Raw genomic sequence first — 25464 nt, 5'->3', positions numbered from 1 at the left:
CCCGTGCGGTTCTTCCGTACGAGTGATTGTTGTCCGTACGAGTGATGAGGAGCGCGGCATCCATGGCTGACGCTGATGTGCCCACGCTGGTGGAGCAGGCCCGGCGGGGGCGGCCGCGCGCGGTCGCCCGGCTCATCTCGCTGATCGAGGGCGACTCACCCCGGCTGCGCGAGGTGATGGCCGCGCTGGCGCCGCTGGCGCAGGGCGCGTACGTGGTCGGGGTGACCGGTTCGCCGGGGGTCGGCAAGTCCACGTCGACCTCCGCGCTCGTCTCGGCGTACCGGAGGGCGGGCAAACGGGTCGGGGTGCTCGCGGTCGACCCCTCCTCGCCGTTCTCGGGCGGCGCGCTCCTCGGTGACCGGATCCGGATGTCCGAGCACGCCTCGGACCCCGGCGTCTACATCCGCTCCATGGCCACCCGCGGCCATCTGGGCGGCCTCGCCTGGGCCGCCCCGCAGGCCATCCGGGTGCTGGACGTGGCCGGATGCGAGGTGGTCATCGTGGAGACGGTCGGCGTCGGCCAGTCGGAGGTGGAGATCGCCGCCCAGGCCGACACGACGATGGTGCTGCTCGCCCCGGGCATGGGCGACGGCATCCAGGCGGCCAAGGCCGGGATCCTGGAGATCGGCGATGTGTACGTGGTCAACAAGGCCGACCGGGAGGGCGCCGACGCCACCGCCCGGGAGCTGAACCACATGCTGGGCCTGGGCGAGGCCCGGGCGGCGGGGGACTGGCGGCCGCCGATCGTGAAGACCGTGGCGGCGCGCGCCGAGGGCACCGACGAGGTCGTGCAGGCCCTGGAGAAGCACCGGGCCTGGATGGAGGAGCACGGGGTGCTGGCCGAGCGCCGGATGCGGCGGGCGGCGGGCGAGGTCGAGACGATCGCGGTGACCGCGCTGCGGGCCCGGATCGGCGATCTGCACGGCGACCGCCGCCTGGGCGTGCTGGCGGAGCGGGTCGTCGCGGGCGAGCTGGACCCGTACGCGGCGGCGGACGAGCTGGTGGCGGGGGTCACCGAGGGCTCGTAGCGAAGCCGCGTCCCGGAGCCCACCTGAAGAATCCTTCAGGTGGGCTCTGCGACGCTGACCCCATGCGTTTGCTGATCGTGGAGGACGAGCGGCGGCTCGCCCTGTCGCTCGCCAAGGGACTGCGGGCCGAGGGGTTCGCGGTGGATGTGGTGCACGACGGACGGGAAGGGCTGCACCGGGCCCAGGAGGGCACGTACGACCTGATCGTCCTCGACATCATGCTGCCGGGGCTGAACGGCTACCGCGTCTGCGGCGCCCTGCGGGCGGCCGGGAGCGAGGTGCCGATCCTGATGCTCACGGCGAAGGACGGCGAGTACGACGAGGCGGAGGGCCTGGACACCGGTGCCGACGACTATCTGACCAAGCCGTTCTCGTATGTCGTGCTGGTCGCCCGCATCCGGGCGCTGCTGCGGCGGCGCGGCGCCGGGGCCTCGCCCGTGGTGCGGGTGGGGGCGCTCACGGTGGACCGGGGCGCGCGCCGGGTGGAGCGGGACGGGGACGAGGTGTCCCTGACCGCCAAGGAGTTCTCGGTGCTGGAGCACCTGGCGGCGAACGGCGGGGACGTCTGCTCCAAGGCGGACATCCTGGAGCACGTCTGGGACTTCGCGTACGACGGCGACCCCAACATCGTCGAGGTGTATGTGAGCACGCTGCGCCGCAAGCTGGGGCCCGGGTTCATCGAGACCGTGCGGGGAGCGGGGTACCGGCTCCGTGCGTAGGGCGTTCGGTTCGGTACGGGCGCGGGCCGCGCTCGGCGCGACCGTGGTGGTGGCCGTGGCGCTGGTGGCCGCGGGGCTCGCGGTGCTCCAGGTGCTGCGCGGCAACCTGGCGGACCAGGCCGGGCTGCACGCCCAGGTGGAGGCGCGCGGGGTGGCCTCGAAGATAGCCGCAGGGACCGGCTACCGCGCCCTGGACCTGGACGACGACACCCCGGTGCAGGTGGTCGACGACGAGCACCGGGTGCGGGCGGTCAGCGAGGATCTTCAGGCCGTGACGGGGACGGGCAGCCCGTCGGTGCGTGCGGTGTCCGTGCCGCCGGACAGCGAGCGCGAGGAGGGCGAGGTCGACGGGGACGTGCGGTACGCCGACGGCTCCGCCCGGATCGACGGCACCACCGCCGACTACCGCTGGGCGGCCGTGGAGGCCACCGACCCGCACGGCGGGGACGTCACCGTCTACGCGGGCGCGCCGCTGGCCACCCAGCGCGACGCGGTCGGCACGGTGGGGCGGGCGATGCTGATCGGGCTGCCGCTGCTGCTGCTCGTGGTGGCCGCCGTGACCTGGCTGGTGACGCGGCGCGCGCTGCGGCCGGTGGAGGGGATCCGGCGGGAGATGGCCGCGATCACGGCGAGCACGGATCTGTCCCGGCGGGTGCCCGAGCCCGGCTCGCACGACGAGGTGGCGCGGCTGGCCCGGACGACCAACGAGACGCTGACCGCGCTGGAGGCGTCGGTGGAGCGGCAGCGGGCGTTCGTGGCCGACGCCTCGCACGAGCTGCGCTCCCCGGTGGCCTCGCTCCGTACCCAGCTGGAGGTGGGTGTGGCCCACCCCGAACTGCTGGATCTGCCGGGCGCGGTCGAGGACGTGGTGCGGCTCCAGCGGCTGGCGGCCGATCTGCTGCTGCTGGCCCGGCTGGACGCGGGGGAGCGGCCCCGGGGGGACGGCAGGGTGGCCCTGGACACGCTGGTGCGCCAGACGGTGGAGCAGCGGACCGGGGACCGGGTGCCGGTGCGCACCGACCTGGCGGAGGTGGCCGCCACGGGCTCGCGCGGGCAGCTCACCCAGGTGCTGGGCAACCTGGTCGACAACGCGCAGCGGCACGCGCGCGGCGAGGTGCGGGTGTCGGTGCGGGCGGACGGCGCCGAGGGCGTGGTCGCGGTCGCCGACGACGGCGCCGGGGTGCCGGAGGCCGAACGGGAGCGGATCTTCGAGCGGTTCGTACGGCTCGACGACGCCCGCAGCCGCGACGACGGCGGGGCCGGGCTCGGCCTCGCCATCGCGCGGGACGTGGTGCTGCGGCACGGCGGCACGCTGACCGTGGGTGAGGCGCCGGGCGGCGGCGCACTGTTCGAGGTGCGGCTGCCGCTCGCGGCTGAGGCTCCGGCGGTCTAGACCCGGCCGCGCTCGGCGCGGAGATGGTCGGCCACGGGCACCAGCGCCCCGTACAGCGACTCCAGGTCCGCCGGGGCGAGCAGGTCGATGAAGTGCTTGCGCACCGATTCGACATGATGGGGCGCGACCTTGCGCATGGTGTCCCAGCCGTGCTCGGTGAGGACGGCGTACAGCCCGCGCCGGTCGGATTCGCAGTTCTCGCGGCGGACCAGCCCGGCGTTCTCCATCCGGGTGATCTGATGGGAGAGACGGCTCTTGGACTGCAGGGTGGCGGAGGCGAGGTCGCTCATCCGCATCCGGCGCTCTTCCGACTCCGAGAGGTTGACCAGGATCTCGTAGTCGTTCATGGTCAGGCCGAACGGCTGGAGGTCCCGTTCGAGCTGGTAGGTCAGCAGCCGGCTGACGTCCAGGTGGGTGCGCCAGGCGCGCTGTTCCTCGTCGCTGAGCCAGTGCGTGCCGTTCTCGGTCTCCATGGGATGTATTCTACCTATAGAAGTTGAATTCCGAACCAATGGATGTCTCGGACTAGAGGTCACCTGTTCGACGTTACACTCCGCGTCCTCGCGCTCACGAACCGGTACCCCCTGTCTCGCCGACGGCTATCTCCGCCATCAGCTCCTCCGTGGACTGCAGCAGCACGGTCCCGGCGCCCACGAACTCGAACTGGTGCTCCTCACCCGATGTGCCCCCGAGTCCGGTGTGCGCCCGGATGCCGCCCATGACCCCGCGCAGATACTCGTGGTCGTAGTGGTGGTTGGGCGTGGGGCAGTCCGCCCAGCCCACCAGCGCCTGCGGATCGACCCGGATCGGCGGCTCCATGAAGACCACGGGTCCGTTGGACGCCGCCACGAACTTCCCCGTCCCGATGAGCGTCAGGAACCCCGGCACGATCGACTGCTTCAGCGCCAGCGACGGCTGGAAGGCGAGCAGATTGCCCGACCGGATGGTCAGGTTCCCCTCGTCCAGGTCATAGGAGTTGACGTCGAAGGCGCGGTCCGCGAGCACCATCTTGCCCTTGCCCTCGGCCACCACCCACTCGGCGGCGTGCAGGGGCGAGTGGAAGCTGCCCGCGACGAGCCGGTCGAGCCGGCCGAGCCCGATCCCCTGGAAGCCGATCTGCCCGTAGTAGGCGACCATCTTCCCCTTCTGCAGGAACCACTGCCCGTCCAGCTCCACGCTGAAGGCGAACGGATTGACGTTGTCGTCGGCGGGCAGCGTGTACGCGTCGTGGATGACGGGGCCGTTCAAAGCTTCTCCTCCGATGCCTGGACGTAGACCGTGCCGGTGCCGGACAGCTCCAGTTGGAAGGCCTCCCCCGAGCCGCGGCCCACCATGTCGCGCCAGCCGAGGGCCGTCGAGAGCTTATTGCGAACATCACCCCGGTGGGCTACATAGGCCTGCGGATCGACATGGACCGGACGGCCCGGCTGGATCGGCAGCTCGATCACCCCGCCGTGCGCCATCACCGCCGCCGAACCCCGCCCCTCCAGGGTGGTGGTGAACAGCCCCTGCCCGGTCACCTGGCCGCGCACCAGGCCCATCACCCCGCCCTGCGACCCCAGGAACATCGTGCCCTGGCGCAGCGAGCCGTCGAACGCCAGCAGCCGGTCCGACTCCACGTACAGCGTGTCGCCGGCCAGGTCGATCACGTGCACATGGTGGCCGCCGTGGCCGAACATCACGGTGCCCTGGCCCTCTATGGTCATCAGCGGCGTCGCCTCGTTGGCCACCCGCCGCCCGATCATGCCCATCACGCCGCCCTGGCCTCCGGTGATGCTGGGGGTGAACCGCACCTGGCCGCGGTACGCCAGCATCGCGCCGCGCTGGCTGAACAGCGTCTGCCCCGGCGTCACCTGGGCCTCCACCATGCGGGAGGTGAGCGTGGTGAACGGCATCAGACCTCGCCCCCGATCGTGTCGCGCTCGCTGGGCTGCACGTACACCAGTCCCTCGCCCTCGAAGCGGATCTGGAAGGCCTCGCCCCCGCTCTCGCCTATCAGCGCGCGGAAGTTCACGCCCGACTGGAAGTGCTGCCGGAGGTCGCCGGTGTGGGCGACGTACGCGCCCGGGTCGACCTGGAGCGGGGTCCGCGGGGTGACGCGCAGCACGATCGCCGTGCCGTCCGAGACGATCGCCGCCTGGCCGGTGCCCTCCACGGTCGTGGTGAACAGCCCGTTCCCCTGGGCGGAGCCGCGCAGCCCGGTGAAGGAGGTGCCGGTGCGCAGCGCCGCGTCCGTGCACAGCAGGTTCCCGGACTCCACGTACAGCTTCTCGCCGTGCAGCGACACCAGGTTGATCTCGCTCGCCCGGTCGGCGAAGTAGCACGTGCCGTGCCCCTTCACCTCCATGACCTCCATCTGCTCGCCGGTGAGCCGCCGCGTCACCATGCCGCGCAGCCCCTCACCGCCGCCCGTCCTCTTCTTGAAGGTCATGTCCCCCTCGTACGCGACCATCGCGCCGTTCTTCGCCTTCACGGAGTCGCCGGTCAGGTCGACGGCGAGCACCCTGGATCCCTGGAGCCGAAAGTGAGCCACGGAGCCGACGGTATCGGTCCCGCCACCCTGGAGAAATGATCGCGGGTGAGGCTGCGACAATAGGAGCGCTTGTGCATGGCTTCACAAGCGCCTGTTCCGATCCGTTGTCCGTGTCTCCTCATGCGAAGGTGCTCTCGTGGACTTCAAGACCGCCACCGCGCTGCGCCGGCTCCGCCTGGTCTCCGCGCCCGAGGCCGTGTCCTTCCTGCTGCTGCTCGTCTGCTCGGTGCTCAAGCGCACGACGGACTTCAACGCGGTGCCGGTGATGGGCATGGTGCACGGCGTCCTCTTCATCCTCTACGTGGTCTTCTGGGCGGACGCCTGGAACAAGACCAAGTGGGGCTGGCAGACCGCCGCGCTCTACTTCGTCCTCTCCGTCCTGCCCACCGGCGGCTTCTTCGCCGAGCGCAAGCTCAAGCGCGAGGCCGAGGCCGGTGTGATCGCGGCCCGGGCCCGCCGCGAGGGCGTGGTCAACGTATGATCGTCGCCTTCTCGGTGACCCCGCTGGGCGTCGGTGAGGACGTGGGGGAGTACGTCGCGGACGCGGTGCGGGTGGTCCGCGAGTCGGGCCTGCCGAACCGCACGGACGCGATGTTCACCTCGATCGAGGGTGACTGGGACGAGGTCATGGCCGTGGTCAAGCGCGCCGTGGCGGCGGTGGAGGCGCGTGCCCCGCGCGTCTCCGTCGTCCTGAAGGCCGACATCCGCCAGGGCGTGACGGACGGCCTCAACCAGAAGGTGGACACGGTGGAGCGCTACCTCTCGGCGTAGCGCCGGTCCTCTGGAGCCGGGCCGCCCGCGCGGGCAGGGCATGACGACAACCTCAGGGTCCGGGGCGGCGGCGGGGCGCTGCTCGGGGAGTCGCCGCGCGGCCGTCCGGCGGCTGTTCGCCGACCGCCGCGAGGTGCCGGCGGGGGCCCTGTCGGGGCCGCGCGGTCGGGCCGGCTGACGTTGCCGGTGGGCGTGCCGGCGGGCGGCGTCGGCGCGCTGTGCTCGCTCCTGGCCGCGCTGGAGGTGCGGCGCACGGTGTGCTGGGGCGGGCAGGACCCCCGGTTCGAGGGGTGAGACCGGGCTGACCGCGATATGACCGGCCGGTAGGGTCGGTACCGTGCCGAAGCCGCTCAGCCTTCCGTTCGACCCCATCGCCCGCGCCGACGAGCGCTGGAAGCAGCGATGGGGGTCCGTGCCGTCGATGGCCGCGATCACCTCGATCATGCGGGCCCAGCAGATCCTGCTCGGCCAGGTCGACGCGGTGGTCAAGCCCTATGGACTGACCTTCGCGCGCTATGAGGCGCTGGTGCTGCTCACCTTCTCCAAATCCGGTGAGCTGCCGATGTCCAAGATCGGCGAGCGGCTGATGGTGCATCCGACCTCGGTCACCAACACGGTGGACCGCCTGGTCAAGTCGGGTCTGGTCGCCAAGCGCCCCAATCCGGCCGACGGCCGCGGCACCCTGGCCACCATCACCGACCAGGGCCGCGAGGTGGTCGAGTCGGCCACCCGCGACCTGATGGCGATGGACTTCGGGCTCGGGGTGTACGACGCCGAGGAGTGCGGGGAGATCTTCCGCATGCTGCGCCCGCTGCGGATCGCCGCCCAGGACTTCGAAGGCGAGTGAGGGGTCGGGGGCGGCGAAGATCGCCCCGGAACGGGCGGTTACGCTCAACCGCATGAAACGAAGCGTCCTGACCCGCTACCGGACCATGGCCTACATCACCGGTGTGCTGCTGATCCTGCTGACGCTCGGCGTGATCGCCAAGTATCTGCTGGACGTGGACGGCGCGGCCGGGTTCACCAGCGTCGTCGGCATCGCGCACGGCTGGCTGTACGTCCTCTACCTGGTCTTCGCCTTCGACATGGGCTCCAAGGCGAAGTGGCCGTTCGGCAAGCTGGCCTGGGTGCTGCTCGCGGGCACCATCCCGACCGCGGCGTTCTTCGTCGAGCGCAAGGTCTCCCGCGAGCTGGAGCCGCTCGTCAGCGGCGCCGCGCCGCAGACCGCGAAGGCCTGAACCGCTCTGACCTGTGACAACGGGCCGATCGCTCACCCGGTCGGCCCGTCCGGTGCCGTCAGCCATCGACAATTACTTGGACGTCCTAGTAAATTTGACACATGGACGCCGAAGGCATTGAGGCAGGCCGCCGTCGCTGGCAGGCCCGGTACGACGCGGCGCGCAAGCGCGACGCGGACTTCACGACCCTGTCCGGGGACCCGGTCGAGCCGGTCTACGGGCCGGCGCCGGGTGACACGGTCGAGGGATTCGAGCGCATCGGCTGGCCCGGGGAGTTCCCGTACACCCGCGGCCTCTACGCCACCGGCTACCGCGGCCGCGCCTGGACCATCCGCCAGTTCGCGGGCTTCGGCAACGCCGAGCAGACCAACGAGCGCTACAAGATGATCCTCAAGGCGGGTGGCGGCGGTCTTTCGGTCGCCTTCGACATGCCGACGCTCATGGGCCGCGACTCCGACGATCCGCGCTCGCTCGGCGAGGTCGGCCACTGCGGTGTCGCCATCGACTCCGCGGCCGACATGGAGGTCCTGTTCAAGGACATCCCGCTCGGCGACGTCACCACCTCGATGACGATCAGCGGCCCGGCCGTCCCCGTCTTCTGCATGTACCTGGTCGCCGCCGAGCGCCAGGGCGTGGACCCGGCGGTGCTCAACGGCACGCTGCAGACCGACATCTTCAAGGAGTACATCGCGCAGAAGGAGTGGCTGTTCCCGCCCGAGCCCCATCTGCGGCTGATCGGCGACCTGATGGAGCACTGCGCGAGCGGCATCCCCGCCTACAAGCCGCTCTCGGTCTCCGGCTACCACATCCGCGAGGCCGGGGCGACGGCCGCGCAGGAGCTGGCGTACACCCTCGCCGACGGCTTCGGCTACGTCGAACTGGGCCTGTCCCGCGGCCTGGACGTCAACACCTTCGCGCCGGGCCTGTCCTTCTTCTTCGACGCCCACGTCGACTTCTTCGAGGAGATCGCCAAGTTCCGGGCGGCCCGCCGCATCTGGGCCCGCTGGATGCGCGACGTCTACGGGGCGACGTCCGAGAAGGCGCAGTGGCTGCGCTTCCACACCCAGACCGCCGGCGTCTCGCTCACCGCCCAGCAGCCGTACAACAACGTCGTGCGGACCGCCGTGGAGGCGCTGTCCGCCGTGCTCGGCGGCACCAACTCGCTGCACACCAACGCCCTGGACGAGACCCTGGCGCTGCCCAGCGAGCAGGCCGCCGAGATCGCCCTGCGCACCCAGCAGGTGCTGATGGAGGAGACCGGCATCCTCAACGTGGCCGACCCGCTGGGCGGTTCCTGGTACGTCGAGGCGCTCACCGACCGGATCGAGGCCGACGCCGAGAAGATCTTCGAGCAGATCAAGGAGCGCGGCCGCCGCGCCGTCCCCGACGGGCAGCACCCCATCGGGCCGATCACCTCCGGCATCCTGCGCGGCATCGAGGACGGCTGGTTCACCGGTGAGATCGCCGAGTCCGCCTTCACCTACCAGCGGGCGCTGGAGAAGGGGGACAAGAAGGTCGTCGGCGTCAACTGCCACCACGGCTCGGTCACCGGCGACCTGGAGATCCTGCGGGTCAGCCACGAGGTCGAGCGCGAGCAGGTACGGGTCCTGGGGGCCCGTAAGGCCGGGCGGGACGAGGCCCAGGTCGCCGAGGGGCTGAAGGCGCTGATGGCCGCCGCCCGGGACGGCTCCAACATGATCGAGCCGATGCTGGAGGCGGTGCGCGCCGAGGCCACGCTCGGCGAGATCTGCGACGCGCTGCGCGAGGAGTGGGGGGTCTACACCGAGCCCGCCGGGTTCTGACCGCCCCAGGGGGTGTCTTGCCGATCATGCCGGGCTCCCGGCGCCGCTGTGACATCAGCCGCTGCCGCGGCGGGCGGCATCTCGCGGCCCCGCGCTCGTCGCGCGCAGCGCCGCCGCGCTCTCCTCACGCGGGTTGCGAGCTTCCCCCGGCTACCGCCGGGAGGTGCCCCCCGCACCAGACGCCGCTCGCTGATCCGGCCTGATCGACAAGACACCCCTGGTGCCGCGTCAGCCAAGGTTTGCCCGGTAGCGAGGCGTCCTGGTGCGGTCAGATGCAAGGCGCCGGATCGGCCTCGCGGGGGCACCTCCCGGACGGAGTCCGGGGGCGGGCCTACTCGGTCGATTCGGCAACGCCGCAGATGGCCGTGCCAGGGCGGCGAGCGGGGTGAACCTTGGCTGACGCGGCACTAGCCGCTTTCCGGCCCGCTCCCCGGTGGCGTGCCACCGGGGAGCGCCGCCACGGTCAGCCCGTGCAGCAGCAGCGTCGAGAAGCCCTGGGCCCACTCCGCGTCCACCGGCTCGGCGCTGACCAGCAGCCGGTGCACCACCGATCCGGCGATCACGTCGAATATCAGATCCGCGTTGCGGGCCGCCGCACCCGGATCCTCCTCGCGCGGCAGTTCGCCGCGCAGCTGGGCGCGCTCCCGGCCGATCAGCACCAGCCGCTTCTGCCGGTCGACGATCGCGGACCGGACCCGGGCGCCCAGCGCCTCGTCGTGGGTGGCCTCGGCGAGCACGGCCATCAGCGCCGTCTTGGTCTCGGGCAGCTCCAGCAGTTCGGCGAAGCGCACCACCACGTTCTCGATGTCCGCCCGCAGGCTGCCGCAGTCGGCCGACCGCAGATGCTCGTCGAAGACGGCCGCGACCGCGTCCACGACCAGCTCGTTCTTGCCCGCCCAGCGCCGGTAGAGGGTCGTCTTGGCGACTTTGGCGCGGGCCGCGACGTCACCCATCGTGAGCCTTCCCCAGCCCAGCTCGACCAGGGCGGCGCGCGTCGCGCCGAGGATGGCACGGTCGGCCTCCTCGCTGCGGGGGCGCCCTGTGCGCCGCTTGGGCGGGCTCATGGCGCACGACCCTACTCGCAGGTAGACGCGGGTGTCCCGGCCGGTTACGCTACGGCTCGTAGCGTAAGACAGGCCTGTCCTTCGGATCGGCCGAGGCGCTTTTCCATTCACCGCGTCGAGAGGGGAGGATAGGACCATGCAGCCACGGAACATGTCCATGAGTGGAGTGGTCGACCTCGCCGCGGTGAAGGCGGCCGGGGAAGCGAAGCAGAAGGCGGAGAAGGCGCGGGCCGACGCCGCCCGCACGGGCGCGCCCGCGCCCACGCGCCTGGTCTTCGACGTCGACGAGGCGGGTTTTCAGCAGGAGGTCCTGCAGCGCTCCACCGAAGTACCGGTCGTCATCGACTTCTGGGCTGAGTGGTGCGAGCCGTGCAAGCAGCTCGGACCGATCCTGGAGCGACTGGCCGGGGAGTACGCGGGGAAGTTCGTCCTCGCGAAGATCGACGTCGATGCCAACCAGATGCTCTTCCAGCAGTTCGGCGTGCAGGGGATCCCCGCGGTGTTCGCGGTGGTCGCCGGGCAGCCGGTGCCGCTGTTCCAGGGCGCGGCGCCGGAGGCGCAGATCCGCCAGGTGCTGGACCAGCTGATCCAGGCCGCGGAGCAGCAGTTCGGCATCGTGGGCGCGCCGGCCGAGGCGGCGGGCGCGGAGGACGCGGAGCAGGAGGCCCCGGTCCCCGCGGGCCCGTACGACAGCGCGCTGGCCGCGGCCCACGATGCACTGGACGCGGGCGACCTCGGCGGTGCCGTCCGCGCGTACCAGAACGTGCTGAACGACGACCCGGCCAACGCGGAGGCGAAGCTCGGTCTGGCCCAGGCCCAGTTGCTGGAGCGGGTGCAGGGTCTGGACGCGCAGCAGGTGCGCAAGGAGGCCGCCGACAGCCCGGCGGATCCGGCGGCGCAGATCGCGGCGGCCGACCTGGACTTGGTGGGCGGTCATGTGGAGGACGCCTTCGGTCGCTTGGTCGACACGGTGCGGCGTACGGCGGGTGAGGACCGTGAGGCGGCGCGGCTCCATCTGCTCGGCCTCTTCGAGGTGATCGGCGGTGACGATCCCCGAGTGGTCACAGCTCGTAGCGCGTTGGCGCGCGTCCTGTTCTGACTTCTCGGCTCTCAAACGGAACAGCGGCCGCGCTTTACCAAAACTTGGTAAACGCGGCTGCTGTTACTGGTAGTAAGTGGGCGCCCGGGCTTTGTCCGTTCTTGGCGTTAAATCTCCCCTTCTTTCCGGCCGTCGGGCGACGACCCTGCGTGCCCGGTCTGGACCGGCCTGCCGTGGATCGGTTATCCGTCCGTTACTCGCTAGTAACGAACCCCTTGTGCCCCGGCCGTGAATGGACCACGATCAGCCAAGCTCGGTCCATCCTCATCGAAGCCCGGCAGCCGGTCGGCGCGGTGCTGCGGGTGGGTCCCCACCGAGCAGGCCGGCGGCAGTGGCGCCGGCCGTGGACAGGGGGGTCTCTGCCCAACGGGCAGGGCCTGTCCAGGAGGTTGCGCGAGAAAGCGTGGCCAGTGGTTGTCGCTCGGGGGTGATCGCCGGTGTTTCGGCGGGTGCAGTTCGCGCCTGTGAGACGTGGGCGCTCTCCTTCCCGAGGACGTAGCACTTCTCCCATCCCAGTTCGGGGCCGCGGCCCCGGCCGGAGATGTACGTCCGAGAAGGAGGAAAGTCATGGAGTCCCTGGCTCGTGGCGGGACAAGATGGAAGCGGTTCGCCGTTGTCATGGTCCCGAGCGTTGCTGCCACGGCCGCGATCGGCGTTGCCCTGTCACAGGGTGCGCTCGCGGCCTCGTTCAACGTGTCCGGCCAGCAATTCAAGGTCGCGGTCGACCGGCTCGACGGCACGGGCTTCGCGCAGTACGGCGCCATAGACACCCAGCACGGCGGGAAGAACATCCCCGTCGCGGTGTCGGCGTTCAAGAGCGCCAAGCTCAAGGGCCTGTGCCAGTCGGTGGTCGTCCCGGTCCCGGTCTTCGGCGATGTGTCGCTGAAGCTGTCGGCCGGTAACGGCAGCAAGACGGTCGAGGCGAAGAACCTCTTCATCGACCTCGACCAGCTGGACGCCGACGCGACGTTCCGCGGCATCGACATCGGCGTGGCGGCGGGCGACGCGAACAAGGGTCCGGGGATCAACAAGGGCGACAAGGCCCTTCCCGGCTCGTTCGCGCAGCAAGCCGATTCGGCGACGCTGATCGGTGTGAAGCAGACCGCCTGGGCGACCAGCGCGGGCACGTTCAAGCTCTCCGGGCTTTCGATGAAGGTCAGCAAGGGCAAGAACGAGTGCTTCTGAAGCGCTGAGCTGGAAGGGTGGGGGGCCGCGGCGCTGCCCCTCACCCGGCAACGCCCAGTAGCGCTTGAGGCGCCACGCAGTTCAGTACCGCAGGAGAACGACGTGCGATCGACTGGATCGCCAGCCCCAGGGAGCTGTTTTCAATGAGTGCCGAGTCGCCGGGGGCGCGTGACCGTATCAGCCATTGGCGGGAGACTTTCAGGGCATGGCGCTGGCAGCGTCCGTTCTGGGCGGGGCTGCTCACCACCCTGGCCGGGCTGCCGATCATGTACTTCCCGTACAACGACCTGAACGCGGGCGGGTTCACGATCAACCTGTCCACCACGGCCGGATCCGCCTCGCTCATCATCGGCGTACTGCTGGTGCTGCTGGGCATGACCATGTGGTTCCAGCCCATGGTGCGGGTCTTCGCGGGGGTCGCCTCGATCCTGCTCGGCCTGGTGTCGCTGCCCGTGTCCAACATCGGCGGCTTCTTGGTCGGATTCCTGCTCGCCCTCTTCGGTGGGGGCATGAGCGTCGCCTGGGCACCGGGCGAGGCCCCCGCGGCACAGCCGGCCGGGGGACCGGGAACCGGGCCCGAGGACGGCGCCGACGATGGCGGTGTGCCGGAGCCGGCGGGGGCCGGACCCGCACCGGACCAGGAAGCCACGAATGGGAGGCACCGTGCGGGGTGAAGAGGAGCAGGCCGCGGACGGAAGTCCGCGCCGGGCGAGAACCGGACCGCGGCATGCGGCGCCGAGGAAGTCGGTGCTCACTCGCCTTCAGGTGCCCGCGGGGAAGGCGATAGCGCTGGCCGCCATGCCGACGGCCGTGCTCATGGGCATGGGGCTGACCCCGCAGCTGGCGTCGGCGACCACCCGGGCCGAGGACCGCTACAAGGCCGGACCGTGTGTCTCCCAGCCGGATGAGGCCGACAAGGACGACGCCCAGGGCGAGAAGGACGCGTCCGACGACGCGGACAAGGGCGGCGAGGACGGCAAGGACGGCAAGGACTCGGGCTCGAAGGACCAGGACGGTACGTCCGGTTCCGGCTCCAAGGCCCCGTCCGACGCGTCCGGCTCGTCCGGAGGCGGGGACGCCACACCGTCGAAGCCGACCCCCACCCCGAGCCCGTCCGGCACGTCGGGTACCGGGGACGACGAGGAGTCCGGGGAGCCCAGCGCCTCGCCGAGTCCGTCGGAGTCCGAGACCACGAACCCGCTGGACCCGCTGGGTCTCGGGGACAAGCTGCACGACATCTTCACCCCGGACGAGGCCGACAAGGCCACGGCCGACGAGGGCGGAGCGTCGGCCGAGCCGAGCGCCTCGCCCAGCCCGTCGGCCTCCTCCGCCTCGCCCAGCCCCTCCCCGTCCACCGGCGAGAAGGCCGACAACCCGGTCAAGGACACGGTGGACAAGGTCGGCGAAGCCACCGAGGACGCCGTCGACAAGGCGAAGAAGGCGGCCGAGGACGCCAAGGACAAGGCCGGCGAGACCTTGCCGAAGCCCTCCCCGTCGGCGAGCGGCGACGGCGCGGACGGCGGCAAGGAGGGCTACCCCTGCCCCGAGTTCGACGCCGACGCGTACAACAACGCCGATGACGAGCCGACCGCGAGCCCGCTGCCCGACGACCCCTGGACCCTCAAGTCCACGCTGCTGAGCCTGCACGGCCTGGACTACCAGGGCATCGTCGAGGTCAGGACGCACAACGGCCAGTCGAAGAAGGTCCTCAAGTTCACCGCCGACGGCGTGGACATCAAGGACCTGCACCAGCTGGTCAAGGGCCCGGCCGGGACGACCACCAACGTGGCGGCGCGCGAGGGTTCCACCTCGACCTTCCGCAACGGCACCGTCACGATGTACACCGAGGAGCTGAAGGGCAACCTCCTGGGCATCATCCCGATCACCTTCAGCCCGAAGAGCCCGCCGCCGGTGAACATCCCCGAGGTGTTCTTCACCGACGTGACGGTCACCCAGGCCGGTCAGTTCGGCGGCGAACTGACCATCCCGGGAATGCACGTGTACAACACAGGGGAATAACCCCCGCACAACCACATACCTGTTCGGGAGCCGCAAGGCCCTCCTCGGAGGGCGCCGCCCGCGGGCACCGGGCCGACCGCCCGGCGCCCGCGGGCGCTTTTGTCCGTGCCGGGCCCTATCATTACCTTGAGTGTTCGCACGGACGCGCACCATGCCGCTTGGCGCGCGCCGGGGGGAAACGGGGGGCAGCGGTGGAGAGCCATATTTCGGTCGACGGCCCGGAGCCGGACGAAAGCCTGGAGCAGCTTGCCGAGTGGCTGCAGGGCGAGCCCGAACTGGCGGGCCGGGTCAAGCCGAAGGCGGCACCGCCGCGCGAGGGCGAGATGGGGGCGGCCGCGGAGCTGCTCGTGGTGTCGCTGGGCGCGGGCGGCGCCCTCTCCGTCCTCGCGTCCTCGCTGCGGGCCTGGCTGGCCCAGCCGCGCCGCTCCGGCATCAAGGTCACGGTCCACCGCCCGGACGGGCGGCGGCTGGAGATCGACGCCCGGCACGTGACCAAGGAGTCCGTCGAGGAGATTCTCCGGCAGGCGTTGCGCGCAGAAGAGGAATAGCCATGCGGTTGCCCGATTCCGAGCGTTCGCGGGCAGTCCTGATCGGCACAAGTCGCTATTCCGATCCGAAGCTTCCGGACCTTCCCGTGGTGCGCGACACCATCGAGGATCTGGCCGCGGCCCTCACCGATCCCGCGTACGGGGCCGTCCCCGACCGCCATTGCACCGTGCTGCTGGACAGCGGGGATATTCAGCGCGTAGGCCGTTCCTTACGGGCGACGGCGGCCGAGGCGGAGGACCTGCTGCTGGTCTATTACGTCGGCCATGGCCTGATCGCCCCCAGGCGGCAGGATTTGTATCTGTCGCTGGCCGACAGCGAATGGGCGGATCCCGAATTCGGCTCCCTGGAATACCGCAAACTGCGTGATGTCGTCCTGGACAGCCGCGCCACCTCCAAGGTCATCATCCTCGACTGCTGCTTCTCCGGGCGCGCGCTGAGCGGCACCATGGCCGGGCCCGAGGCCGCCGTGATGGGGCAGGTCGACGTGGCGGGCACGTATGTGATGGCGTCCTCCCAGGGCAACGAGGTCTCCCTGATCCAGGATGGCGAGAAGAACACGGCGTTCACCGGCCGGCTGATCCGGCTGCTGCGGGACGGCGTGGCCGGCGGGCCCGAACTGCTCAGCATCGACGAGGTCTACCGGCGGCTCCAGACCACCATGACCGCGGAGGGCCTGCCCGCGCCCCTCCAGCGCGGCTCGCGGAACGCCGCCCTGCTCGCCCTCGCCCGCAACCGCGCCCACCGGCTCCCCGACCACCCCGCCCGGCACGAGGCCGCCGTGGCGCTGTGCGAGGCGGGGAAGTACGCGGAGGCGGCGGAGGCGTTCGGCGCCCTGCTGGAGGAGCAGGAGAGCCTGCTGGGCACCGGCCACGCGGCGGTGCTGCGCACCCGTCAGTGGCTCGCGCACACGCGCGGCGGGGCCGGTGCGCCCGGGGACGCGGCGGACCGGCTGCGGGAGATCCACGCCCAGCAGGCCCGGCTGCTGGGCCCCGACCACCCGGACGCCCTGCGCAGCCGCCAGTTCCTCGCCGTCAACCTGGGCGAGTCGGGGCGGCGTCCGGAGGCGATACGGCTGCTGCGGCTGCTGCTGCTCGACCGGCGGCGCGTCCTGGGTGAGGACGACGTGGCGACGCTGCGCACCCGCCATGTGCTGGCCCACAACCTGGCCCGGACGGGCGAGCGCGACGAGGCGGCGGCACTGCTGCGCGAGCTGGTCGCCGACCGGGAGCGGGTGCTGGGCCCGGACCATCCGCACACGCTGCGGGCCCGGCGGGATCTGTCCGTACTCCAGGCTGTGGGGTGAGGGATGTTCGAGCGCTTCACCGACCGGGCGCGGCGGGCGGTGGTGCTGGCCCAGGAAGAGGCCAGGGAGCACAACCACCACCACATCGGTACGGAGCATGTGCTGCTCGGCCTGATCCGGGAGGAGCACAGCCCCGGCGCCGAGTTCCTGGCAAGCCTCGGGGTGCCCGTGGCCGGGGTGCGCGAGCAGGTGGAGCGCACCCTCGGCAGGGGCACGGTGACGCCGCGCGGGACCCTCCCCTTCACCCCCGAGGCCAAGCGGGTGCTGGAGGACGCGCACCAGGAATCCATCGATCTGGGCATGAACCACATCGGTCCGGAGCACTTGGCGCTCGGCCTCATGCGTGAGCCGGACGGCATCGCCATCGAGGTCCTGGGGACCTACGGCATCGACTTGGAGGCCATGCGGGAGCGGGTCCGCGATCCTGCCGGAAGGGGGGCCCGCGAGTTCTTCGCGCGGTTCACCGACCGGGCGCGCCATGCCCTGATGGAGGGCCAGGAGGCCGCGCGGAAGCTCCACCACACCCATCTGGGGACCGAGCACATCCTGCTGGGCCTGTTCGCGGCGGAGGGCGTGGCCGCGACCGCTCTGCACACCCTCGGCATCACGCGGGACGCGGTCCGGGAGCGGCTGATCAGGAGTGCCGGTTCCGGCACCGAGCCGCCGACCGGGGCCATCCCGTTCACGCCCCGGGCCAAGATGGCGCTGGAAATGGCGCTCAAGGACGCTCTGACGCTCGGCCACAACTACATCGGTACGGAGCATCTGCTGCTGGGCCTGATGCGCGAGGGGGAGGGGACCGGGGGGAGGTTGCTGCGCGAGTTCGCCACCCCGCAGCAGGTGCGGGAGGAGATCATCCGCATCCTCACCGCACCGCTCCCCGAGCCGCCGCCCGTGGTCGTCGGGCGTGAGCGGGAGATCCAGCACATCATGCGGATCCTGATGCGCAAGTCCCGTCACCACGCCCTGCTGGTGGGGGAGCCGGGCACCGGGCGCACGTCGATCGTCGCGGGTTTCGCCCAGCGCATCGCCCAGGGCGACGTGCCGGCGGGCCTGGCCGAGGTGCGGCTGCGGGCCGTCGACGTGGCGACGGCCGCCCGGGAGGCGGTGGAGGACCCGGACCGTACGGTGCTGTTCGTCGACGACGTCCGGGCGGGCGACGCCGAAGCGCTGCGCGCGCTGGTGCGGAAGGGGCCGCGGATCATCGCCGTCACCGATCCCAGGGCCTACGGCGAACTCCGGGACGTCGGCGCGCACTTCCAGACCGTCCCGGTGGGCGAGCCCACCCATGACGAGGCCGTCGGCATCCTGAAGCTGCTGCGCCGCGAGTACGAGGCCCACCACCAGGTCACCATCACCGACGCCGCCCTCGACGCCGCCGTCACCCTGTCCGCGCGGCACATCACCGACCGCGTGCTGCCGGGGAAGGCGGTGGAGGTCCTGGACGAGGCGGGGGCCAGGGTGCGGATCACGGACGGGGCCGCGCGGACCGTGGACGCGCGGCACATCGCGGAGCTGTTCGCGGACCGTACCGCCGGCGAGCCGTCCGTCGACGACCGGTACGTCTGGGCCATGAGCTGAGCGGCCGGTCCCCCGAAGGGAGCCCGGCCGCTCGATCGGAGCCGCGTGGTTACCGGCTCTCGCCGCCCAGGTGGTGCACCCGGACCATGTTGGTGGTGCCGGGGACGCCGGGGGGCGAGCCCGCCGTCATGATCATGATGTCGCCCGTGGAGTAGCGGCCGAGCTTGGACAGCTCGGCGTCCACGAGGTCCACCATCGCGTCGGTGTGCTCCACGTACGGCACCACGAAGGACTCCACGCCCCAGCTCAGCGTCAGCTGGTTACGGGTGTCCGGATCGGTGGTGAAGGCCACGATCGGCTGCTGGGCGCGGTAGCGGGACAGCCGCCGCGCGGTGTCGCCGGACTGGGTGAAGGCGACCAGCGACTTCGCGCCCAGGAAGTCGGCGATCTCGCACGCCGCGCGGGCCACCGAACCGCCCTGGGTGCGCGGCTTCTTGCCGGGCACCAGCGGCTGGAGGCCACGCGAGAGCAGCTCCTCCTCGGCGGCCTGGACGATGCGGGACATCACCTTGACCGTCTCGATCGGGTACGAGCCGACCGAGGACTCGGCGGAGAGCATGACCGCGTCCGCGCCGTCCAGGATCGCGTTGGCGACGTCGGACGCCTCGGCGCGGGTGGGCCGGGAGTTGGTGATCATCGACTCCATCATCTGGGTCGCCACGATCACCGGCTTGGCGTTCCGGCGGCACAGTTCGATCAGCCGCTTCTGCACCATCGGGACCCTCTCCAGCGGGTATTCCACCGCCAGGTCGCCGCGCGCCACCATGACGCCGTCGAACGCCGCGACGACGTCCGCCATGTTGGCGACCGCCTGCGGCTTCTCGACCTTGGCGATCACCGGCACCCGGCGGCCCACCTCGTCCATGATCCGGTGCACGTCTCGGACGTCGGCCGCGTCCCGGACGAAGGACAGCGCGACCATGTCGCAGCCCATCGTCAGGGCGAAGCGCAGGTCCTCGATGTCCTTGTCGGACAGCGCGGGCACGTTGACCGCCGCGCCCGGCAGGTTGATCCCCTTGTGGTCGGAGATCACCCCGCCCTCGATGACGATCGTCCGCACCCTCGGGCCCTCGACCGCGGTGACCCGCAGCTCGACGTTGCCGTCGTTGATCAGGATCTGGTCGCCCTTGGAGACGTCGCCCGGCAGCCCCTTGTAGGTGGTGCCGCAGATCGTCCGGTCGCCCTCGACGTCCTCGGTGGTGATGATGAACTCGTCCCCGCGGACCAGCTCGACGGGTCCGTCCGCGAAGGTCTCCAGCCGGATCTTGGGGCCCTGGAGGTCGGCGAGGACGCCGACCGCGCGCCCCGTCTCCTCGGACGCCTTGCGAACGCGGTGGTAGCGCTCCTCGTGCTCCGGGTGGCTTCCGTGGCTCATGTTGAAGCGGGCCACGTTCATACCGGCCTCGATCAGCGACTTGAGCTGGTCGTAGGAGTCGACGGCGGGGCCCAGTGTGCAGACGATTTTGGAACGGCGCATGAGGCTGATCCTATCGGTTTGTTTCGGAGCGGAATATTTCAGGGCGAGTCGAAGCCGATCCGAAGGCTAGTCGCTGACCAGATCGAAGGTCTGGCTCGCGATCTCCAGCTCCTCGTCGGTGGGCACCACCGCCACCGCGACCCTGCTGGTCCCGGCCGAGATCAGCCGCGCCGCGGAGCCGCGCACCGCGTTGCGCACCGCGTCCACCTCGATGCCGAACGCGGGCAGATCGCGCAGCGCGGCCTCCCGCACCGCCGGGGAGTTCTCCCCCACGCCGGCCGTGAACGCGATGGCGTCCAGCCGTCCCAGCACCGCGGTGTACGCGCCCACGTACTTCCGCAGCCGGTGGATGTAGACGTCGAACGCGAGCTGCGCGGCCGGATCGCCCTCGCCCATGCGGCGGCCGATCTCGCGCATGTCGTTGTCCCCGCACAGCCCGAGCAGCCCGCTGCGCTTGTTGAGCAGCGTGTCGATCTCGTCGATCGACATCCCGCCCACCCGGGACAGATGGAAGATCGCCGCCGGGTCCAGATCACCCGAGCGGGTACCCATGACCAGGCCCTCCAGCGGGGTCAGCCCCATGGAGGTGTCCACGCACACCCCGCCGCGCACGGCGGAGGCGCTGGCGCCGTTGCCCAGGTGCAGCACGATCGTGTTCAGCTCGGTGACGTCCTTGCCCAGCAGCTTCGCCGTCGCCCGGGACACGTACGCGTGCGAGGTGCCGTGGAAGCCGTACCGCCGCACCCCGAACCGGTCGGCGGTGCCGGTGTCGATCGCGTACCGGGCCGCCGACTCCGGCATCGTGGAGTGGAACGCGGTGTCGAAGACCGCGACCTGCGGCAGGTCCGGGCGCAGCGCCCGGGCCACCTTGATGCCGGTGACGTTCGCCGGGTTGTGCAGCGGGGCCAGCGGGACCAGCTTCTCGATCTCCTCGACCACCTCGTCGGTGATCAGGGTGGGTTCGGTGAACCGGGTGCCGCCGTGCACCACCCGGTGGCCGATCGCCGCCAGTTCGGGCGAGTCCAGGCCCAGGCCCTGCGCCGTCAGCTCCTCGGCGACCTGCTTGAGCGCGGCCGTGTGGTCGGCGACGGGGCCGTTCCCGATCCGCTCCACCAGACCGGAGGAGAGCCGGGCGCCGTCCGCCATGTCCAGCAGCTGGTACTTGACGGACGAGGAGCCGGAGTTGAGGACGAGGACGCGGGAGCCGTTCACGCGGTCTGCGCTTTCTGTGTCGGGTCGGCCGGGACGGCCGGAGGGATCTGGGACTGGGCCTGGACGGACGTGATCGCGACGGTGTTCACGATGTCGGAGACCAGGGCCCCGCGGGACAGGTCGTTCACCGGCTTGCGCAAGCCCTGCAGCACCGGGCCGACCGCGACGGCGCCCGCCGAGCGCTGCACGGCCTTGTAGGTGTTGTTGCCGGTGTTGAGGTCCGGGAAGATCAGCACGGTGGCCTTGCCCGCCACCTCGGACTCCGGCAGCTTGGTCGCCGCGACCGCCGCGTCCACCGCGGCGTCGTACTGGATCGGGCCCTCCACCAGCAGATCCGGGCGCCGCTCGCGCACCAGCTCGGTCGCCTTGCGCACCTTGTCGACGTCGGCGCCGGAGCCGGAGGTGCCGGTGGAGTACGACAGCATCGCGATCCGCGGCTCCACCCCGAACCGGGCGGCCGTGGTGGCCGACTGGATGGCGATGTCGGCCAGCTGCTCGGCGTCCGGGTCCGGGTTGACCGCGCAGTCGCCGTACACCAGCACCCGGTCGGCCAGGCACATGAAGAAGACGGACGAGACGATCTGCGCACCCGGCGCGGTCTTGATGATCTCGAAGGCGGGCCGGATGGTGGCGGCGGTGGAGTGCGCCGCGCCCGACACCATGCCGTCGGCCAGGCCCTCCTGGACCATCAGGGTGCCGAAGTACGAGACCTCGGCGACCACGTCGTAGGCCAGCTCGTAGCTGACGCCCTTGTGGGCGCGCAGCTTGGCGTAGCTCTCCGCGAAGCGCTCCCGCAGCGGCGAGGTCTGCGGGTCGACGATCTGCGCCTCGGCGAGCTGGATGCCCAGTTCGGCGGCGCGCTTGCGGATCGTCTCCTCGTCGCCCAGCAGTGTGAGGTCGCACACATCGCGGCGCAGCAGGACGTCGGCGGCGCGCAGCACCCGCTCCTCGGTGCCCTCGGGCAGCACCACCCGGCGGCGGCCGGACCGGGACCGCTCGATCAGCTCGTGCTCGAACATCATCGGGGTGACCCGGCCGGAGCGGGCCACCGCGATGCGGTCGGTCAGCTCGGCGGTGTCCACATGGCGCTCGAAGAGGCCGAGGGCGGTCTCGGCCTTGCGCGGCGCGCCCGCGTTCAGCTTGCCCTCGATGGCGAACAGCTCGGCCGCGGTCGGGAAGGAGCCGCCCGCCACCGCCGCCACCGGGGTGCCGGGGGCCAGCCGGGACGCCAGCGCCAGGATGTCGGGGCCGGGCCGCTCGTCCAGGGTGAGCAGCACCCCGGCGATCGCGGGGGCGCCCGCGCTGTGCGCGGCGAGCGAGCCGACGATGAGGTCCGCGCGGTCGCCGGGCGTGACCACCAGGCAGCCCTCGGTGAGGGCGGGCAGGAAGTTGGGCAGCATCGCGCCGCCGAAGACGAAGTCCCGCACGTCCCGGGAGAGTCCGGCGTGATCGCCGAGCAGGACGTCGGCGCCGAGGGTGCGCACGATCTGCGAGACGGTGGGTGCCGACAGCGCCCCGTCCTCGGGCAGCACGTAGCCGGGCACCGGGAGCCGGGCGGCCAGCCGCTCGGCGATCTCCGCGCGGTCGTCCGGCGCGGCCCGGTTGACGACGACGGCGACGACGTCGCAGCCCTGCGCCTCGTACGCGCGGTAGGCGTTGTGCGCCTCGGCGTGCACGGCCTCCACGCTCTGGTCCTGGCCGCCGACGACCGTGATCACCGAGGCGCCGAACTCGTTGGCGAGCCGGGCGTTCAGGCCCAGCTCGTCCGGGAGGCTGGTGCCGGCGTAGTCGCTGCCCAGGACGAGGACGTACTCGTACGCGCGGGCCACCTCGTGGAAGCGGCTGACCAGCCGCGACACCAGCTCGTCGGAGCCCTGCTCGGCCTGGAGGGCGGCCGCCTCCTCGTAGCTCATGCCGCTCGCCGAGGCGGGCGGCTGGCTGAGCCGGTAGCGGGCCCGCAGCAGGTCGAAGAGGCGGTCGGGGTCGTCGTGCACCAAGGGGCGGAAGACGCCGACCCGGTCGACATGGCGGGTCAGCAGCTCCATGACCCCCAGCTCGACGACCTGGCGGCCGTCACCCCGTTCGATCCCGGTCACGTACACGCTGCGCGTCACGCGTGCTCTCCGTTTCCTCGGCGTTTTCCTTACATGCATCCTTCGGATACAAATTGGCCAATTTGGGTGGCCCAGTCTTCTTGACAATACCTGCGGCCGTGGTTAAGGCGCTCGCGGCATGGGGGACACAGCACTACCCCGCCCATGAAACAATCGGACTGGCTCACATCTACCCGTAGGGAGCAGGAGACACAGCACGATGCGCATCGGAGTTCTCACCGCGGGCGGCGACTGCCCCGGCCTCAACGCTGTGATCCGGTCGGTCGTGCACCGTGCCGTCGCCGGCCACGGGGACGAGGTGATCGGCTTCGAAGACGGCTTCAAGGGACTCCTCGACGGCCGTCACCGCAAGCTCGACCTCGACGACGTGAGCGGCATCCTGGCCCGCGGCGGCACCATCCTCGGCTCCTCCCGCCTGGAGCGCGCCCGGCTGCGCGAGGCCTGTGAGACCTCCAAGGACCACGCCCGCGACTACGGCATAGACGTGCTGATCCCGATCGGCGGCGAGGGCACCCTGACCGCCGCCCGCATGCTGTCGGACGCGGGGCTGCCCATCGTCGGCGTCCCCAAGACCATCGACAACGACATCTCCTCCACCGACCGCACCTTCGGCTTCGACACCGCCGTCGGCGTCGCCACCGAGGCCATGGACCGCCTCAAGACCACCGCCGAATCGCACCAGCGGGTCATGGTCGTCGAGGTCATGGGGCGGCACGCGGGCTGGATCGCCCTGGAGTCCGGCATGGCGGGCGGCGCCCACGGCATCTGCCTCCCGGAGCGGCCCTTCGAGGTCGACGGGCTGGTCAAGATGGTCGAGGAGCGCTTCGCGCGCGGCAAGAAGTTCGCCGTCATCTGTGTCGCCGAGGGCGCGCACCCCGCCGAGGGCGCGATGGACTACCAGAAGGGCGAGATCGACCAGTACGGGCACGAGCGGTTCGCCGGTATCGGCAACCGGCTCGCGGCCGAGCTGGAGCGGCGGCTCGGCAAGGAGGCCCGCCCGGTCATCCTCGGCCACGTGCAGCGCGGCGGCACGCCCACCGCGTACGACCGCGTGCTCGCCACCCGCTTCGGCTGGCACGCCGTCGAGGCCGCCCACCGCGGCGACTTCGGCATGATGACCGCGCTGCGCGGCACCGACATCAGCATGGTGCCGATCGCCGAGGCGGTCACCGAGCTGAAGACCGTCCCGGACCACCGCATGGACGAGGCCGAATCCGTCTTCTGAGCCACACCTTGTACGGTCCCCGCCCGGCCCGGGGGGACGGAGTCGATCAGGGGGTGAGTGGAGTGACCGGCGGATGGGCGGATCAACGGACCGTGCGTGGCTGCGCTACGCGACCCTCTTCGTACTGATCACGGCACTGGTCACCGGTGCCGTGATCGCGATCGGCGCACAGGGCGGCGGCCATCTCGCCGCCAACCGTGACCAGTTACGGAAGGCCTGCGACGGCGTCCTGCCGTACGGCGACCTCGAACGGCTGGTACGCGACGCCCGCCCCGGTCAGCTGGAGCAGTACGGCACCATGCTCGCCCCCGGCCAGGAAAGCCGCTCCCTGCTCGACTGCTCGCTGTCCTGGGGCGGCGGCAACGAGGTCACCGTCCACGCCGAGGCGCTGGTCTCCGGCGTACCCCAGGGCATGCGGACCCGCCAGCTCATCGGCCCCGGCCCCGGCGCCACCTTCACGGCGCCCGGCACCACCGGCCGGTACGGCGCGCGCGGCGCCTGGCTGGTCGCCGACTGCCTCGGCGGGCTGGACGGCCGGGTCCGCCCGACGACCGATCTGTACGTCACGGCCAAGGTCACCGACGGACGCGCAGCGGAGGCGGGCGGGGCCGACGCCACGACCGCGCTCACCGGCTTCCGCACCGCCGTCCACGTCGCCAACGCCATCACCAGGACCCAGCACTGCGGCGGACCCCCGCTGGACCCGCCCGCCCGGGTCGTGGCCACCGCCCCGGGCCAGGGCGGGGCCGGCCTGACCGGCGCCGCCGCGCGGCGCTGCGACTGGATCGGCCCGTCCTCGGTGCCGGGGCTCAGGGCCGGGGCGTGGGCCACGCGCGGCGACGGCCAGGACTCCCCCTCCCTGAGCGCCTGCACCGGTGACTGGGACCCGGACGCCCGGACAGGCGCGGGCGTGGCGCCGCGGGAGTGGCAGATCACCGGGGTCGAGGCGGCCAGCTGGGCGGGGATCCTGGGCCGGTCCGCGTACGACTCGTACGAGCGCGAGGGCCATGTGCCCGGCTGGGGCGCGGACGAGGAGAACCGGCTCGTGGACGCCGGGTCCGACGACGCGGGGACGGACGACCCGGGCGCGGGCGACGCGGGGACGGACGACCCGGGCGCGGGCGACGCGGGGACGGACGACCCGGGCGCGGG

Annotated in this window: 25 protein-coding genes; 17 read left to right on the top strand and 8 right to left on the bottom strand. The window is 71.5% G+C overall.

Features of this window, described 5'->3' with window-relative positions:
- Window positions 1-62 precede the first annotated feature (62 nt).
- The 3 genes from meaB (at window position 63) to ASC60_RS06230 (ending at window position 3140) form a co-directional block, all read left to right on the top strand.
- Window positions 63-1028 carry a methylmalonyl Co-A mutase-associated GTPase MeaB gene (gene meaB / locus ASC60_RS06240; RefSeq protein WP_055547636.1) on the top strand — a complete coding sequence of 322 codons (966 nt, stop codon included), beginning with the start codon at window positions 63-65 and terminating at the stop codon, window positions 1026-1028.
- A gap of 62 nt (window positions 1029-1090) precedes the next feature.
- A complete protein-coding gene (locus ASC60_RS06235; protein WP_055547634.1) occupies window positions 1091-1747 on the top strand; it encodes a response regulator transcription factor in 657 nt (218 codons plus the stop codon).
- Complete coding sequence (locus ASC60_RS06230; RefSeq protein WP_055547632.1) at window positions 1740-3140, top strand: HAMP domain-containing sensor histidine kinase; 1401 nt, start codon at window positions 1740-1742, stop codon at window positions 3138-3140. Before ASC60_RS06235 ends, ASC60_RS06230 begins: the two co-directional genes overlap by 8 nt.
- On the opposite strand, the gene ASC60_RS06225 is transcribed toward ASC60_RS06230, so the two are convergent.
- From ASC60_RS06225 to ASC60_RS06210, 4 genes are all read right to left on the bottom strand, one after another.
- Window positions 3137-3613: a MarR family winged helix-turn-helix transcriptional regulator gene (locus ASC60_RS06225; protein WP_055547630.1), complete on the bottom strand. Its 477-nt coding sequence runs from the start codon at window positions 3611-3613 to the stop codon at window positions 3137-3139. The genes ASC60_RS06230 and ASC60_RS06225 overlap by 4 nt on opposite strands.
- A gap of 94 nt (window positions 3614-3707) precedes the next feature.
- A complete protein-coding gene (locus ASC60_RS06220) occupies window positions 3708-4388 on the bottom strand; it encodes an AIM24 family protein (protein ID WP_055547628.1) in 681 nt (226 codons plus the stop codon).
- Entirely contained in the window at window positions 4385-5035 is a 651-nt protein-coding gene (locus ASC60_RS06215) for an AIM24 family protein (RefSeq protein WP_055547626.1), read from the bottom strand. Before ASC60_RS06215 ends, ASC60_RS06220 begins: the two co-directional genes overlap by 4 nt.
- The gene (locus ASC60_RS06210) at window positions 5035-5673 is read right to left on the bottom strand and encodes an AIM24 family protein (RefSeq protein ID WP_079038215.1); all 639 of its coding nucleotides are present in this window, start codon (window positions 5671-5673) and stop codon (window positions 5035-5037) included. Before ASC60_RS06210 ends, ASC60_RS06215 begins: the two co-directional genes overlap by 1 nt.
- 136 nt (window positions 5674-5809) lie before the next feature.
- Between ASC60_RS06210 and ASC60_RS06205 the strand changes: the two genes are divergently transcribed.
- The 5 genes from ASC60_RS06205 (at window position 5810) to ASC60_RS06185 (ending at window position 9484) form a co-directional block, all read left to right on the top strand.
- The gene (locus ASC60_RS06205) at window positions 5810-6154 is read left to right on the top strand and encodes a DUF3817 domain-containing protein (protein ID WP_055547622.1); all 345 of its coding nucleotides are present in this window, start codon (window positions 5810-5812) and stop codon (window positions 6152-6154) included.
- Complete coding sequence (locus ASC60_RS06200) at window positions 6151-6444, top strand: MTH1187 family thiamine-binding protein (RefSeq protein WP_055547620.1); 294 nt, start codon at window positions 6151-6153, stop codon at window positions 6442-6444. The genes ASC60_RS06205 and ASC60_RS06200 overlap by 4 nt, the downstream gene beginning before the upstream one ends.
- A gap of 337 nt (window positions 6445-6781) precedes the next feature.
- Window positions 6782-7291: a MarR family winged helix-turn-helix transcriptional regulator gene (locus ASC60_RS06195; protein ID WP_055547618.1), complete on the top strand. Its 510-nt coding sequence runs from the start codon at window positions 6782-6784 to the stop codon at window positions 7289-7291.
- A 52-nt stretch (window positions 7292-7343) separates the two neighbouring features.
- A complete protein-coding gene (locus tag ASC60_RS06190; RefSeq protein ID WP_055547616.1) occupies window positions 7344-7682 on the top strand; it encodes a DUF3817 domain-containing protein in 339 nt (112 codons plus the stop codon).
- A 101-nt stretch (window positions 7683-7783) separates the two neighbouring features.
- A complete protein-coding gene (locus ASC60_RS06185) occupies window positions 7784-9484 on the top strand; it encodes a methylmalonyl-CoA mutase (protein ID WP_055547614.1) in 1701 nt (566 codons plus the stop codon).
- Between the two features lie 407 nt (window positions 9485-9891).
- On the opposite strand, the gene ASC60_RS06180 is transcribed toward ASC60_RS06185, so the two are convergent.
- Window positions 9892-10548: a TetR/AcrR family transcriptional regulator gene (locus tag ASC60_RS06180; protein WP_055547612.1), complete on the bottom strand. Its 657-nt coding sequence runs from the start codon at window positions 10546-10548 to the stop codon at window positions 9892-9894.
- 136 nt (window positions 10549-10684) lie between these two features.
- Between ASC60_RS06180 and ASC60_RS06175 the strand changes: the two genes are divergently transcribed.
- The 7 genes from ASC60_RS06175 to ASC60_RS06145 all read left to right on the top strand — a co-directional run bounded on the left by ASC60_RS06175 (window position 10685) and on the right by ASC60_RS06145 (window position 18284).
- Window positions 10685-11647, top strand: a complete 963-nt coding sequence (locus tag ASC60_RS06175) for a tetratricopeptide repeat protein (protein ID WP_199830883.1) — start codon at window positions 10685-10687, stop codon at window positions 11645-11647.
- A gap of 567 nt (window positions 11648-12214) precedes the next feature.
- Window positions 12215-12832, top strand: a complete 618-nt coding sequence (locus tag ASC60_RS06170; protein WP_055547608.1) for a DUF6230 family protein — start codon at window positions 12215-12217, stop codon at window positions 12830-12832.
- Between the two features lie 143 nt (window positions 12833-12975).
- Window positions 12976-13506: a DUF6114 domain-containing protein gene (locus ASC60_RS06165; protein WP_055547606.1), complete on the top strand. Its 531-nt coding sequence runs from the start codon at window positions 12976-12978 to the stop codon at window positions 13504-13506.
- The gene (locus ASC60_RS06160; RefSeq protein ID WP_055547604.1) at window positions 13484-14851 is read left to right on the top strand and encodes a hypothetical protein; all 1368 of its coding nucleotides are present in this window, start codon (window positions 13484-13486) and stop codon (window positions 14849-14851) included. The genes ASC60_RS06165 and ASC60_RS06160 overlap by 23 nt, the downstream gene beginning before the upstream one ends.
- Before the next feature lie 191 nt (window positions 14852-15042).
- Window positions 15043-15399, top strand: a complete 357-nt coding sequence (locus ASC60_RS06155; protein ID WP_055547602.1) for a hypothetical protein — start codon at window positions 15043-15045, stop codon at window positions 15397-15399.
- 89 nt (window positions 15400-15488) lie between these two features.
- A complete protein-coding gene (locus tag ASC60_RS06150) occupies window positions 15489-16703 on the top strand; it encodes a tetratricopeptide repeat protein (protein WP_370592889.1) in 1215 nt (404 codons plus the stop codon).
- A 3-nt stretch (window positions 16704-16706) separates the two neighbouring features.
- Window positions 16707-18284: an ATP-dependent Clp protease ATP-binding subunit gene (locus ASC60_RS06145; RefSeq protein ID WP_055547598.1), complete on the top strand. Its 1578-nt coding sequence runs from the start codon at window positions 16707-16709 to the stop codon at window positions 18282-18284.
- Window positions 18285-18333: 49 nt separating this feature from the next.
- Here ASC60_RS06145 and pyk read toward each other — a convergent pair whose 3' ends face one another.
- From pyk to pta, 3 genes are all read right to left on the bottom strand, one after another.
- The gene (gene pyk, locus ASC60_RS06140; RefSeq protein ID WP_055547596.1) at window positions 18334-19761 is read right to left on the bottom strand and encodes a pyruvate kinase; all 1428 of its coding nucleotides are present in this window, start codon (window positions 19759-19761) and stop codon (window positions 18334-18336) included.
- Window positions 19762-19827: 66 nt separating this feature from the next.
- Window positions 19828-20973, bottom strand: coding sequence for an acetate kinase (locus ASC60_RS06135; protein ID WP_055547594.1), 1146 nt, complete (start codon window positions 20971-20973; stop codon window positions 19828-19830).
- On the bottom strand, window positions 20970-23087 hold the full coding sequence (gene pta, locus ASC60_RS06130) for a phosphate acetyltransferase (RefSeq protein WP_055547592.1): 2118 nt from the start codon (window positions 23085-23087) through the stop codon (window positions 20970-20972). Before pta ends, ASC60_RS06135 begins: the two co-directional genes overlap by 4 nt.
- 199 nt (window positions 23088-23286) lie before the next feature.
- Here pta and ASC60_RS06125 point away from each other — a divergent pair, with 199 nt between their 5' ends.
- The gene (locus ASC60_RS06125; RefSeq protein ID WP_055547590.1) at window positions 23287-24312 is read left to right on the top strand and encodes an ATP-dependent 6-phosphofructokinase; all 1026 of its coding nucleotides are present in this window, start codon (window positions 23287-23289) and stop codon (window positions 24310-24312) included.
- A 73-nt stretch (window positions 24313-24385) separates the two neighbouring features.
- On the top strand, window positions 24386-25464 hold a 1079-nt coding region (locus ASC60_RS42055), incomplete at its 3' end, for a hypothetical protein (RefSeq protein ID WP_055547588.1).

The sequence above is a fragment of the Streptomyces sp. NBRC 110028 genome (genome assembly GCF_001417735.1).
Classification (GTDB): Bacteria; Actinomycetota; Actinomycetes; order Streptomycetales; family Streptomycetaceae; genus Streptomyces.
This window is presented reverse-complemented; position numbering and strand designations above follow the sequence as displayed.

Coding starts and splice junctions, on each gene's coding strand:
- ASC60_RS06190 (WP_055547616.1), top strand. CDS start 7,344: ATGAAACGAAGCGTCCTGACCCGCTACCGGACCATGGCCTACATCACC.
- ASC60_RS06175 (WP_199830883.1), top strand. CDS start 10,685: ATGCAGCCACGGAACATGTCCATGAGTGGAGTGGTCGACCTCGCCGCG.
- ASC60_RS06160 (WP_055547604.1), top strand. CDS start 13,484: ATGGGAGGCACCGTGCGGGGTGAAGAGGAGCAGGCCGCGGACGGAAGT.
- meaB (WP_055547636.1), top strand. CDS start 63: ATGGCTGACGCTGATGTGCCCACGCTGGTGGAGCAGGCCCGGCGGGGG.
- ASC60_RS06125 (WP_055547590.1), top strand. CDS start 23,287: ATGCGCATCGGAGTTCTCACCGCGGGCGGCGACTGCCCCGGCCTCAAC.
- ASC60_RS06165 (WP_055547606.1), top strand. CDS start 12,976: ATGAGTGCCGAGTCGCCGGGGGCGCGTGACCGTATCAGCCATTGGCGG.
- ASC60_RS06145 (WP_055547598.1), top strand. CDS start 16,707: ATGTTCGAGCGCTTCACCGACCGGGCGCGGCGGGCGGTGGTGCTGGCC.
- ASC60_RS06185 (WP_055547614.1), top strand. CDS start 7,784: ATGGACGCCGAAGGCATTGAGGCAGGCCGCCGTCGCTGGCAGGCCCGG.
- ASC60_RS06215 (WP_055547626.1), bottom strand. CDS start 5,035: ATGCCGTTCACCACGCTCACCTCCCGCATGGTGGAGGCCCAGGTGACG.
- ASC60_RS06200 (WP_055547620.1), top strand. CDS start 6,151: ATGATCGTCGCCTTCTCGGTGACCCCGCTGGGCGTCGGTGAGGACGTG.
- ASC60_RS06170 (WP_055547608.1), top strand. CDS start 12,215: ATGGAGTCCCTGGCTCGTGGCGGGACAAGATGGAAGCGGTTCGCCGTT.
- pyk (WP_055547596.1), bottom strand. CDS start 19,761: ATGCGCCGTTCCAAAATCGTCTGCACACTGGGCCCCGCCGTCGACTCC.
- ASC60_RS06180 (WP_055547612.1), bottom strand. CDS start 10,548: ATGAGCCCGCCCAAGCGGCGCACAGGGCGCCCCCGCAGCGAGGAGGCC.
- ASC60_RS06225 (WP_055547630.1), bottom strand. CDS start 3,613: ATGGAGACCGAGAACGGCACGCACTGGCTCAGCGACGAGGAACAGCGC.
- ASC60_RS06235 (WP_055547634.1), top strand. CDS start 1,091: ATGCGTTTGCTGATCGTGGAGGACGAGCGGCGGCTCGCCCTGTCGCTC.